This window comes from Schlesneria paludicola DSM 18645, from assembly GCF_000255655.1.
Lineage (GTDB): Bacteria > Planctomycetota > Planctomycetia > Planctomycetales > Planctomycetaceae > Schlesneria > Schlesneria paludicola.
In genome coordinates, this window is sequence record NZ_JH636435.1 from 2315722 (window position 1) to 2328306 (window position 12585).

Annotated in this window: 9 protein-coding genes; 3 read left to right on the plus strand and 6 right to left on the minus strand. The window is 54.8% G+C overall.

Going from position 1 to position 12585, the window contains the following annotated elements; genetic code table 11:
* A complete protein-coding gene (locus OSO_RS0127535; RefSeq protein WP_010586222.1) occupies positions 1 to 3099 on the minus strand; it encodes a PVC-type heme-binding CxxCH protein in 3099 nt (1032 codons plus the stop codon).
* A gap of 165 nt (positions 3100 to 3264) precedes the next feature.
* Entirely contained in the window at positions 3265 to 4125 is an 861-nt protein-coding gene (locus OSO_RS0127540; protein ID WP_010586223.1) for a DUF4349 domain-containing protein, read from the minus strand.
* A gap of 286 nt (positions 4126 to 4411) precedes the next feature.
* Between OSO_RS0127540 and OSO_RS0127545 the strand changes: the two genes are divergently transcribed.
* Positions 4412 to 5065, plus strand: coding sequence for a DNA-3-methyladenine glycosylase family protein (locus tag OSO_RS0127545; RefSeq protein WP_010586224.1), 654 nt, complete (start codon positions 4412 to 4414; stop codon positions 5063 to 5065).
* 66 nt (positions 5066 to 5131) lie between these two features.
* Here OSO_RS0127545 and OSO_RS0127550 read toward each other — a convergent pair whose 3' ends face one another.
* A complete protein-coding gene (locus OSO_RS0127550; RefSeq protein ID WP_010586225.1) occupies positions 5132 to 6199 on the minus strand; it encodes an alkene reductase in 1068 nt (355 codons plus the stop codon).
* Positions 6200 to 6740: 541 nt separating this feature from the next.
* Between OSO_RS0127550 and OSO_RS0127560 the strand changes: the two genes are divergently transcribed.
* Positions 6741 to 7487 carry an RraA family protein gene (locus tag OSO_RS0127560; protein ID WP_010586226.1) on the plus strand — a complete coding sequence of 249 codons (747 nt, stop codon included), beginning with the start codon at positions 6741 to 6743 and terminating at the stop codon, positions 7485 to 7487.
* A 495-nt stretch (positions 7488 to 7982) separates the two neighbouring features.
* Positions 7983 to 9158, plus strand: a complete 1176-nt coding sequence (locus OSO_RS45395; protein WP_157605476.1) for an amidohydrolase family protein — start codon at positions 7983 to 7985, stop codon at positions 9156 to 9158.
* Positions 9159 to 9274: 116 nt separating this feature from the next.
* On the opposite strand, the gene OSO_RS0127570 is transcribed toward OSO_RS45395, so the two are convergent.
* From OSO_RS0127570 to epmA, 3 genes are all read right to left on the minus strand, one after another.
* Positions 9275 to 10513, minus strand: a complete 1239-nt coding sequence (locus tag OSO_RS0127570) for an aminotransferase class V-fold PLP-dependent enzyme (RefSeq protein ID WP_157605477.1) — start codon at positions 10511 to 10513, stop codon at positions 9275 to 9277.
* Positions 10514 to 10543: 30 nt separating this feature from the next.
* Complete coding sequence (gene panB, locus OSO_RS0127575; RefSeq protein ID WP_010586229.1) at positions 10544 to 11380, minus strand: 3-methyl-2-oxobutanoate hydroxymethyltransferase; 837 nt, start codon at positions 11378 to 11380, stop codon at positions 10544 to 10546.
* Between the two features lie 139 nt (positions 11381 to 11519).
* Positions 11520 to 12584, minus strand: a complete 1065-nt coding sequence (gene epmA / locus OSO_RS0127580) for an EF-P lysine aminoacylase EpmA (protein WP_029247554.1) — start codon at positions 12582 to 12584, stop codon at positions 11520 to 11522.
* Position 12585 lies beyond the last annotated feature (1 nt).

Below are 12585 nucleotides of genomic sequence, written 5' to 3' on the forward strand. Positions count from 1 at the left end.
CTAATTTCGCGGCTTAATTTCGCCAGAGCCAGACAATTTGCGCCCCGAGGGATCGGACGGATGCTTGTCCAGCGACAAGAACGTGAAGAGATCGACGATTTCCTCTGGCGTCAATTGTTTCTCAAGTTGCTCGGGCATCAACGAAATTTCGCTGACTTTCAATTCGTCGATATCATCCCGCGAGATCACTTCCTGCTTGCCCCCCTGAACCTTCAGAACGATTCGTTGAGGACTGTCTTCGGCGAGCAGCCCATTCAAGACCCGACCACCGTTCGTCACAACGGTATAGGACCGGTACCCGGCCCCGATCACCAGGCTCGGATCGAACACGTTCGACAGCAATTGAGTGAAATCGTTTCGGCCATTCAAAGTCAGATCCGGACCGACTTCAGCGCCTTCGCCATAGATCTTGTGACACTGGGCGCACACTTTCTTGAATGCTCGTTCACCCGCAAAGGGGTCTCCCGGCGTCGTCTTGATCCGTTGTCGCATGCTGGAGATGTACTTCTCGCGATCGGGATCACGCCCTTCACGCACTTGTCCCCAATTTTTTGTCAAAAGTGTTGTGAGTTCATCGTCATTGAGGTCTTTCAGGCGTCGCGCCTGGTTGACGTTGATGATGGACGAAGCCAGCTTATTCTCTTCAACAAGTCGTAATAATTGCTTAGCCCATCCCGCACGCTGTGTGAGCAGTTCGATCGCCCGCGTTTGAAGTTCCGGCTCGAGCTTCTCGTAACGGCCGAGAATCACATCACCGACTTGCTCGTCCTTCAGTCGGCTCAGTGAGGCAAGTATTTGGGACTTGAGCTCCAGATTTGCCGATGGCGAGTCAAATGCGGCAAGAAGCAACTGCAGCAACCCGGGATCGTTCGCGACGACCAACGAGCTCATTGCCGCCTGTCGTTGATCCAATGGAGAAGTCTCGGCCAAGATCAGCTTCCGAGCGACGGTTACAGCGCGCGGATCATTCCAGCTGGATGCCATGACCACCGCAGAAAAATGCATCGGCGAGCTGTCTGGACCATCAAGGATCGCGTCGAGACGACGGGCGAGGGCAGCCCTCAGTGTCATCAGATGTTCATCCGCGACCTCGCGATTCTGCACTTTCGTTGCCAGTTGTCTAAGTGACTGTGCGGCAGCCTCTGGTTGCCAATCGACGAGAAGATCAATCACGCTCGCAATCGCGGGCGCATCAAATTGTTTTCGAGCCAACAAGCGGTCGACAATTCGGGGCATCATCGACACGAGGGCCACGTTCCGGTTCGATCCCTCTTTTTTCAAGATCTCAACGAACTGACCGCCATGCTCTTCCAGCAACGGGTGCATGTTCTGCCACACAATTTGCGAGAGAGCCAGATCGTCGTGTGCAGACGCCAAGGCACCAAGCTGAAGCCGAAACAATTGTGACACGAGCGGCTCATGACGTGATGCGTTCTTCCGCTCGGGATCAGTCCGCACGCTCCGGGATGCCGTGATCACCGCCTGCGCTTGTTCACGCGTACTGCTGCGATCCCAACGCATTTCTTCCAAGTGAGAAATGAACAAGTCACGAGACGGACTTTCGTCGTCGCGGAACTGACGAAGGGCCCAAACTCGAATGGCGGGATCTGCGTCGGTGAACGCCCAGCCCATTTGCTTGAACGAAGGTGTGACTGACAGACTCACCAACGTGATAAACATCCGGCGACGGTGTTCCCTTGTCACGTTTTGAGCGTCTGGCCCCGTCAGTCGACGTACCAATTCATTTCCAATCGCCTTCGAATCACGCTCTTGCAATACTCGGCGAGCGGTATCACGAACGAAATCATTCTTGGCGCCGAGCAGATCAATCAGCGACGTATCCGACTGCTTCGACAAATCAAAGCCTGCTGCTACGCGAGGTGTTTCGGCATAGCGAACGCGGTACAAGCGCCCTTTCAGACGATCAATCCCCGCCGGATCTCGATTGGCATCCTGATAACAGTGATAACGGTCGTACCAGTCGAGAACGTACAAGCTGCCATCGGGGCCGGTCTTCTGTACGACCGGCATGAACCAGGCGTCGTTGGCCGTCAAAAAATCTGGTTCTCCAAACCCGCGGTAGGTCGCACCGTGCTGCTCGACGCGATCAACATTGATACAACCGCCATGAATATTTCCCATATACAGCTTGCCGCGATAAGCGTCGGGATAGGTGTCGCTGTCGAAATAGTGAATGCCGCAATAAGCCGCCTTTTGATGCTTGTGCTTGACGATGGATTCCATCTTCCACGTGAAAGGAGGATACGGTCCGCCTTGACGGTGGTAGTAGGCCGACTCAATCAGATGCCACAAATGATCAATCACACAGGCAGAGACAAACGCTTCTCCGTCATCGTTGAACGCAACACCCCAAGGGTTGCTCGTCCCTTCGCAAAACACTTGAAATTCACGCGTGCGGGGATGGATTCGGAACAGGGCGCAGGTCAAAGGCCACCCCGCATGACCTTCCTGATAGTTGCGATTCGTTTTTGAATAGTGAACATGCGATCGATTGAAGACGCCGTTCAAGCCATAGAGCCAGCCATCCGGCCCCCAAGTCAATGAATTGGGCAGCTCGTGCGTGTCTGTGCGACCGAATCCGGTGACCACGACCTCTTGCCGGTCCGCCTTGCCATCGCCATCGGTGTCCTGAACAAACAACAGATCGGGTGCGTTCGCGACCCACACACCGCCATGACCCACGGCGATTCCACTCGGAATATTCAACCCTTCCATGAAGACCGTGAACTTGTCCGCTTTTCCGTCACCGTTAGTGTCTTCGAGAATTTTGATGCGATCTTGTCCGGGTCCGGGCTCACGTCGTGGGTACTCCAGCGATTCCGTGATCCAAAATCGCCCCCGTTCGTCGATCGCCATCGCGACGGGGTTGACGATGTCCGGTTCGGCAGCAACGACCTCCACGGAAAAACCGTCGGGAACGGTCATCATCTTCGCGGCGGTCATGGGATCGCGAGGATCATTCGGCGGCTTGTCCTGCGCATGTGGAATCAATGGCGCCTTGGGGGCCTGTCCAAACACAACTGCGGCTTGCCCCAACAACACACCGACGACACAAACCGTTCGTAACAACTCGCGCATAACTCAGAGCCTCGACGATAAACCCGGATGTAGAGTCTCGTCATAGTAGAGTAGACGCACGTCGCTTGCACCTCAGTCCAAGAGGAAACGAGGACAAAACGTGGATGATCGTTTGCGGGCGATCAGAACTCTCGCAATAGAGGAAATACCAAGCGGACAAGGTGTTCAGCGAGCGGCATTGCCTCGGGCCGCTATCAGTCGACTTTTTCGAATCAACCAAACCGGAGCCACCAGAAAGCTTGCGACGAGTGTCCACGGAAGCAATGCGGCGACCACCAGCAAGACGCCTTGGCAAAAAATGTACAGAATTCTACACGAGTCGCGAAACGTTCTCACAATCTTGGTGGCGAATGGCCCCTGAGCCATTGGCGGAGTGACGACTTGGCGCTCGATCAAGGTCACCGAGACAGTTGCCAAGTCCGTCTTACTCTTCATCACATTGAGCTGCCCTTGCATCTGCTCGATCTCGCCGCGCACCCGGCTGATTTCGCGCTCCAATTCCAACGTCTCGTTGAGCGCGGCAGACTTTTCAAGGTGACTCAACAACCGCTGTTCGCTCGCCTGCTTGTTCCTTAGACGAGCTTCCAAATCGGCAAATGCTTCCGTGACATCTTGAGCGTCCCGCGAGTGACGTTGGACGTCACCCAGTTTTTCCAACTCGGCAACAAACGAATCGAATTGGGCGAGAGGCACTCGAATCGTCCAGAGACCTCTCCGATTGATAGCACTTACGCCTGAGAGTTCCTGATTCGCGAGAAATCCGCCTTGAACCTGCACTGCGTCAACCAATGCGGTGAGCTTCTGCTGAGCCGCTGTGAAACTCTCAACCACAATCTCAATCCGACTGGTATAGACGATCTTCCGCTGCACGACCGGCGCAGCCATTCCCACGTCACCGGGAACAGGAGCCTGCGCCAATGCAGCGTGAGGCGGTGCCGCGACGGATGGCCCTTCAACGCCGCTGGCACAGCCGAGACAAAGTCCTCCTATCACGCACCAGATAAGAAGCAACAGCAACTCTCGCATAGTGCTCGCCCTCCTCGCTACGAAGGAAATCGACGTGTCACGAAACAACCACACCTCACTCTCGCCAATATGAGGTGGATGCATCGGACAAACAACACTTTCGCAAGTGGATACGACATGACGTCGTAGATCGTGGGATGATTCTTAAAAGAAGGAATTCCGAATTGACGCGGATCACGCAATCATCGAAGTCCAACCAGAACTTCGAAGCACGGGGTCACCGTTCAGCATCGCATGTCAATTCGCTATTCTTTCCAATACAGTCATTTCTGACGAGGTATATTGAATGTCGATTCCAAACGAAAAAATTGAGGCGGCAATTCGCCATCTGAAGTCCGCGGATCCGATCATGAATTCACTGATCGACAGGGCAGGGCCATTCACCTTGAAACTGAATCGCGATCGATTCGGGATGCTGGTACGGTCGATCCTGTCGCAGCAAATCTCAACCAAGGCGGCCCGGTCGATTCGCATGCGGCTCGATGAACTGCTGAAGCCCGGTCGCCTTTCGGCGGAAGCGATTATCAACGTGACCGAGGATCAACTTCGCTCGGCAGGACTATCTCGTCAGAAAGTGTCATACTTGCGTGACCTTTCCACGTGCGTCTTGGAGGGACGATTGCGACTGGAACGCATCGGTCGACTCTCAGATGAAGACGCAATCGAGCAATTGATTCAAGTGAAAGGAATCGGACGCTGGACCGCTCAGATGTTCTTGATCTTTTCGCTCGGAAGACTGGATGTATTCCCTCACGATGATTTGATCATCCGTTCGTCGATCAAGGAGTTGTACGAACTGGATGAACTTCCCAACAAACAACGCAGTCACGAAATCGCCGCGGCATGGAAACCTTACTCGAGCGTCGCGACGTGGTACTGCTGGCGACTTTTGGATGTCAAAGCCGCAGCACCCAAGGATGCCAGCCAATATCCGGTTTAAGCATCTTGTTGCGTCTCGAAATCCTCGTCGCCCAAGCAAGGGCCGACGAGGATTTTTCGTGTCGTCTCAAGCATTCACAGATGACAGAGATGGATAGTCGGTATAACCTTCCGGCCCCTGTGCATAGAACGTATCGCTGTTCCATGTATTGAACGGCCCGCGCTGTTTGAGGCGTCGTGGAAGATCGGGGTTCGCGATAAACAATTTTCCGAACGCAACAGCATCCGCTTCACCCGCTGCCAAGATTCTCTCGGCGGTTTCCTGATTGTGCCCCTCGTTCGCAATGTAAGCTCCGTTGAATGCAGCGCGAAGCTCAGGTCCAAGCCGAGGCGGAGCGAGAGACTCGCGAGCACAGACAAAGGCGATCTTCCGCTGGTTCAGTTCGCGAATAACATAGCCAAACGTCGCGGCTGGATTGCTATCGCCCATATCGTGGGCGTCACAACGCGGTGCCAGGTGAAGGCCGACTCGGCCCGCTCCCCAAACAGAAATTGTCGCATCGACAACTTCAAGCATTAGCCGCGCCCGGTTCTCAATCGAGCCTCCGTATCGATCCGCCCGATGATTGGTACTATCTTGCAGGAACTGGTCGAGCAAATAGCCATTGGCTCCATGAATTTCGACGCCATCGAACCCCGCCGCCTTGGCGTTTTGCGCACCCACACGAAATGCTTCGACAATGGAAGGAATCTCGTCAAGGGACAAAGCCCGAGGTACAGGATAGGGACGCATCGGCCGCAACAGGCTGACATGTCCTTTCGCCGCAATCGCACTCGGCGCCACGGGTGCTGCGCCGCCGTGGTAGCTCGGGTCCGAGATGCGACCTACGTGCCACAGTTGAAGCAATATACGCCCACCATTCTCGTGAACGCCGTCGACGACCGAACGCCAACCTTCAACCTGCTCTGCGGACCAGATACCGGGTGTGTGAGGGTACCCAACACCCGACGGCGCAACCGATGTCGCTTCACTGATAATCAATCCGGCGGTTGCGCGTTGAATATAGTATTCGCGCATCAGGGCATTCGGAACACGCCCTGGACCACTCGAGCGGTTTCGAGTCAACGGAGCCATGACAATGCGATTCGGAAGCTGGAATTCACCAATATTGATGGGGTCAAAAAGGCTTGCCATGATACTTTCTGAAAAAACAGCAGTCGGTGTTGGCTGAAATGAGCGCGCCGAGATTGAATAACAGCGATCCATGAATCGCTGACAGCCCTTTTGAATCGGCCGTGCAGAATTATAGACCCACATGTCGTTGGGCAAGTCGCAGTGTCCCTAAAACCTGACAAACCCGGGCGTTGCTTCGATCCGATCAGGAAGAGCTTCTCTGCCTTACGTTCAATGCACTTGCGGATAACGCAGGATCGATCTCGATTGACGACGGCAAAGAGGGGATCACCTCACAACCAGGCAAGCTTGCTTCTCACGAATTCAGCAGTTGAAGTTGTCGCCCCATTCCGATTTATGAAATCGTCAGGGTGCCAAACTCTGAATTCGGGACCCGTCTCGCTATCATCGCGAGCGGAGGAACTTCTGTCGGATCGCGTCGTCGATGCGCTGCAACGTACTCGACGGCCGTTATCCGCTTCGTGCGACTGCCGGCGCGAGGCCGCGTAAGACGAGCAACGTCCACGCATCGGCAAGACAATCAATGATCGAAAGGGGCTTGATGACCGCTTCGGGACTGACCAACAAACAATTGGATGAACTGCGACAGTTCGATTCGCCAACAATTTGCAATGCCGTGGAATTGTGGAACATTCGTCCCCGAAACACGGGATACATGAATTCGTCGATCAAGGCCTGCTTTCCCACGTTTCCGCCCATGGTCGGCTATGCGCTGACATCGACATTCCGCAGTATGGCACCTCCACGGGGTGGCGATGTGTATGCCAGTATCGGCAGCCAATTGGACGCGCTCGCCGAAATTCCGGGACCACCTGTCATCGTCTTTCAAGACCTGGATGAACCCTCCGCAGCTGCAACCTTCGGCGAAGTGATGTGTACGACCTACAAACGGTTCGGGGCACAAGGATTGATTACATCGGGAACGGGACGCGACCTGGCGCAGGTCGAAGCACTTGGCTTCCCGGCATTCACGAATGGCGCTGCCGCAGCACACGGATACTGTCACATCCTGGCAATCAACACACCGATCTCGGTCGGTGGAATGATTATTTATCCAGGGGACTTACTTCATGGCGATCTGAACGGCGTCACGACCGTTCCTCACGACATCGCCACGGAAGTCCCCGAAGTCTGTCGCGAAGTGGCTCGCGCCGAAGCGATCGTTCTTGACTATCTCAAGGGTGATAACGTGACCATCCCCGGGTACAACGCGGCCCGCAAAGAGTGCGGTGATATCATCAATAATCTGAGCAAACAATTGCAGCTAAAGTATTCGTCGCAAAAGTGATCGCGGATGTTACGCGCAGAGTACTTTTCGTGAATCGAATGGTGTAAGTCCCCGAGACGCTTCGGCAAGTTTTCGATGTTTCTCGATCTCAAGCTCCCGCTTTCGAAGTTGCGCAGTTTGGGGTTTGGATCAATTTGCGATTTCCTCGTTCCTTGTTTCCTCGTTACCAAGCTCCCGCTTGGTAACGCTTCTTGCGATTCGATTTTCTGTCGTGCAGGAGAGTGACCTCGGACCGACATACGCATTTCTGATGTGTAGGAGGCGTTGCCAAGCGGGAGCTTGGCAACGAGGGGGAGACATGCAAACTGCGCAACTTCAAAAGCTCCCGCTTCGTAACGCTTCAAACCGTCGGAACTCTCAAGTCGAAGGGAATATTTGGCGAGTCGGGAGGCGCTAGCGCTCGGCTCGCCAACGTCGCTCATAAACACATGTATTTCGAGACTCATGCGAGGTTCCCAGGTGAAGGTTAATCGGTCGTATCACGTCGATTGGTTTGTGAGTCGTGAACCACGACGCGATGTGACCTTGCGAATCGAGAACGGAAGACTGCAGAGCATCTCGGCAGGCCGCTCGGCCGATGCGATCCACTTGCAAGATGTGGTCGTCATGAGCGGCCTGGTCAATGCACATACGCATTTGGAGTTCAGCTCACTCAGAACCCCAATTTCTACCGGAGGCCGATTCACCGATTGGATTCGCGCAGTGATTATGCATCGCCGGCAGAATCCGACGGATGTCGGCGATGCCATTCGTGAAGGCATTCGCGAAAGCGTTGAATCCGGCACCACGCAACTGGGCGAGATCGCAACCGTCGGTTGGTCTGTTGAGGACTTTTCTCACCACGCTTTTCATGGCGCTGTGTTCCAAGAACTACTTGGTCTCTCCCCCGAACGAATTGCTCAGCAACTGGAACTCGCCCGATCTCACACGAGAAGAAGACTGGGTTCGCCAGTTGTGGGATTGAGTCCACATGCTCCGTACAGTACCCATCTGGATCTCGTTGACGGATCCGTTCAACTCGCGCAAGAGACAGGTTGTACGATCGCAATGCATCTGGCAGAGACTCAAGCGGAACTGGAGTTACTTGCCGAGGGCACGGGCGAATTTCGCGAAATGCTGACCGACTTCGGACTCTGGCAATCCGAGTTCTTTCCAGGCGGACGCCGCCCGCTTGACTATCTCAGGCGACTATCACAAGCACCTCGATCACTGATCGTACATGGAAACTATCTCGACGAGGAGGAGCTGAAGTACATCGCGGAACATCCGCAAATGACGCTGGTCTATTGTCCCCGAACGCACGCCGCATTCGGGCATTCGCCCCATCCGTGGCGACGACTATTGGAACTGGGTGGGCAAGTCGCACTCGGAACCGACAGTCGCGCTTCGAACCCTGATCTCAACCTCTTCGCTGAACTGCAATTTCTCGCCGCGCGGCATCCAGAACAGTCGCACGTCGACTTGTTACAATTAGGTTCGAACGCAGGACGCCGGGCGCTCGGAGCGAATGTGCCGGATTGTGCGGATTTGACATTCATCGAATTGAACAATGGCTCGATACAAGATCCCACCCAAGAACTCTTCACGGCGGACAGTCGTCCCTGTGGAACGATGATCGCCGGACAGTGGGCTTGGCTGGCCGAACACATTCGCGACCGGTTCAGATCTTAGCCGCCTGTTGAAACATCGCGGCGCAACTGGCACCTCATTATTCACGATCTGATGGTGTTTTTGAGTCTGGCCGAAGCGAGTCCCCGTTGTGTCAACAGACCGTTCAACAAGCGGATTCAACGATCGCTTGCCGGAATCAACTCATCGAGCGCCGCCATCAATCGATCGATTTCACCGTGCGTGTTGTACAAATGACACGAGACTCTCATTAGCGATGTCCCACGGCATTCCGTGATGGGAACTTCGATCTGAAACTCCTCGCACAACGATCGCTGCAACGGGTGCATCGAATTTGGTTTGCGTTTCTTGGCGATGCGAGCGGAAAGTGGCACGGCAATCATCGAACCGTACCACTCTGGGGAGTCTGGAATCCATGCTGGCTGTCCGAGAACCGTCTCAAGTTTCTCTCGAGTTGTTCGAGCGAGTTCATGAGTGCGTTCTCGGAATTGGGCCAGCCCCACCTTTTCCAGAAATTGAATCGCGGAGGGAACCGCCAGGAGTGCTGCCGGATCGCGTGTACCAAGCCAATTCAATTGATCCTGCCAGCGAGCAGGAAAGCCTCCCAGACTGCGGCCCCAACTTGTCATGTGTCCCCGTAACGTCGATTGACGCGCGCGACGGACAAACAAGAAGCCCGATCCGAAGGGAGCACTCAGCCATTTGTGCAGACTGGCGCAATAGAAATCACAATCGATCTTACGCAGATCGACATCCTGCATGGCGATCGCGTGAGGACCGTCAACACACACAGGAACACCAAGCGACTTTGCGCGACGACAGATTTCTGCAACGGGAAAAAGAATTGCCGAGGGCGATGTGACGTGACTGACCACGATCAACCTGGTTCGGTCGGTCACCGCATTCAGAATCGGCTCGACGATATCCTCGACCTGAGTCAGACGGGTCGTTCGGACCGATTCCGGTTCGGATGAATCCGGATCGCCCCCGGAAACGTCACCCAGTCGGACGATCACCAGCCGCGCACCAGCTTCTTCACACTTTTGCCTCCAGATCCGTACAACAGCGCCATACTCGTGATCATTGAGAATGACCTCGTCCCCGGCAGCGAGGGCGATATTCTCGGCGACAATATTCATGGCGACGGTGGCATTATCGACCAGAACCAGATCGCGCGGATCGGCGCGAATCAGTTTTCCCAAGGCCGCGGCGGCGGCATCCAGAGCTGGCTCCATCTGTTTCAGAAAGAATTCCATCGGCTGCCGCGCCAGTCGTCGCGACCAGTCTTCGCGCGCCTCTTGCACAACCACTGGCGTCGCACCGAACGAACCGTGATTCAGATATACCACGTCATCAGGAATCGACCACGCCATACGCGGGGGAAATGAGTCGTCCAAGCGAACCACCATATTGTGATGAATCAGACGTTATTCGTGCGAATGGGCGGCGTCGGGATATTGTCCGTCGCGTACTTCTTCAATGTAACGCGCGGTGGCGTCGGCAACGGTGGAATGAAGTTCGGCATAATGCTTCAGAAATCGAGGTTTGAAATCGGCTGTCAAACCGAGCATGTCGTAACTCACCAGAACTTGTCCGTCACAATCTGGCCCGGCCCCGATACCGATCGTGGGAATCGACAATTCTTTTGTAATTTTCGCGGCGATTCCACGAGGAATCAATTCCAGCACGATTCCAAACGCCCCGGCATCTTCCGCTGCATGCGCATCCGCCAGAAGGGAGGCTTCATCCCGCTGAACTTTTGACATTCCCCCCATCTTGCGAACCGATTGAGGTCTCATTCCGATATGTGCCATGACGGGCAATTCTGCTTCAGACAAAGCCCGTATCGTGCCCGCCAAATGAACACCCCCTTCGACTTTGATCGCGCCAGCACCCGTTTCTTTCAGCACACGACCGGCATTCTTGATCGCCTGCTTGGGACTGACCTGGTACGACATGAACGGCAGATCGACGATGACCAAAGATCGCGTCGCGGCACGCGCAACCATTTCACCGTGATAAATCATCTGATCCAAGGTCACTGGCATTGTGGTGGATTTGCCCTGAACGACCATTCCCAGTGAATCGCCCACGAGAAGTGCATCCACACCGGCCTGATCAAAGAGGCGGGCGAATGGATAGTCATACGCGGTCAGCACCGTCAATTTCTTGTCACGGCCTTTTGCGGCCATGAACTTTGGTACCGACATAGGGGCAGGGGACGAAGGTTTCGGGCTGGAGGGAGCGGTCATCGGTTCGGTCATTCCGGCAAGATCCTGTCGATTAAAACGCAGTTGAGATCGCCCTTGTGAATTGGATCATTGGGGCAGAACTGCTGCACATGTCATATCCAACCGCAGTCTATCTGCGGAGATCAATCTCTGACCACCGTCCGGAAGGCCATCAGGCGATTTCGAACGGAAACGCAATAACATCCGACAGTCGCTCTTTCCCAAGCGCCAGCATGATCAATCGATCGACTCCCAGCGCATTTCCTGCGGAAGATGGCAGCCCCGCTTCCATCGCCACAAGCAGGCGATTCGTCTCGGGAAGCGGACGAAACCCCGCCTGTGATCGAAGCCTTGACTGTTCAGTCATTCGTTCGCGTAAGACGACGGGATCTGTCAGTTCGTGATAGCCATTGCATAGTTCAATTCCATCCAAATAAAGTTCGAATCGCTCCGCCGTCCGGCCATCGGCCGATAGCCGCGCCAGGGCGGCCTGACTGCCAGGATAGTTTGTCAAGAAAACGGGACAGTCACGGCCGAGATTTGGTTCGATCAATTCTGCGAGCAGAAAGTTCAGCCAACCGTCTCGATCCTCGTTAAGAAGCCCCGGTGGCGGAACAAGACCACGTTTGCTTGCGATCTGACGAAGTTCTGCCATCGAACCGTCAAGGGCCGAGCAATCGGCAAATCGAACGAACGCATCTTCATAAGTCAGCCGTTGAAAAGGGGTAACACTGAGGACGCGGGCCATCTGTCGTGGAATTTGCCGTTCGTGATCAACGCCCATTAAGTCTTTACTGCACGTGAAGACATGTTTGACGAGTGCTTCCGTGGTCTTCATCAATGAAGGCAGATCGTCGTCGCATCGATACCATTCGAGCATGGTAAATTCGGGGTTGTGGCGCTGGCCGATTTCGCCATTTCGAAAAACTTTGCTCAACTGATAGATCGAATCCGCCCCCGCCGCGAGCAGTCGTTTCATGGCGAACTCGGGTGATGTCTGTAGAAATCGCAAATGATCATCACGTCGCCAATTCGTCGGATCGGGAATCCAGGTAGCAACAAATGGGTCCAGCCACGCATCAATGACGATATCTGCGGAAAGGAGAGGTGTGTCGACTTCGAAGTAACCCGCAGTATCGAAGAATTCGCGGATCGCAGCCAGCAATTTCGCCCGCTGCCTGAGAACAGTGATCGAGGCTGTCGGCCAACCCTCACCTCGCGACGGCCATTGATCCATG

What these genes read in the sequence shown, in the direction of transcription:
- OSO_RS0127550 (WP_010586225.1), bottom strand. Translation starts at nt 6,199, where the DNA reads ATGGCAAGCCTTTTTGACCCCATCAATATTGGTGAATTCCAGCTTCCG.
- OSO_RS0127540 (WP_010586223.1), bottom strand. Translation starts at nt 4,125, where the DNA reads ATGCGAGAGTTGCTGTTGCTTCTTATCTGGTGCGTGATAGGAGGACTT.
- OSO_RS0127560 (WP_010586226.1), top strand. Translation starts at nt 6,741, where the DNA reads ATGACCGCTTCGGGACTGACCAACAAACAATTGGATGAACTGCGACAG.
- OSO_RS0127545 (WP_010586224.1), top strand. Translation starts at nt 4,412, where the DNA reads ATGTCGATTCCAAACGAAAAAATTGAGGCGGCAATTCGCCATCTGAAG.
- OSO_RS0127535 (WP_010586222.1), bottom strand. Translation starts at nt 3,099, where the DNA reads ATGCGCGAGTTGTTACGAACGGTTTGTGTCGTCGGTGTGTTGTTGGGG.
- panB (WP_010586229.1), bottom strand. Translation starts at nt 11,380, where the DNA reads ATGACCGAACCGATGACCGCTCCCTCCAGCCCGAAACCTTCGTCCCCT.
- epmA (WP_029247554.1), bottom strand. Translation starts at nt 12,584, where the DNA reads ATGGATCAATGGCCGTCGCGAGGTGAGGGTTGGCCGACAGCCTCGATC.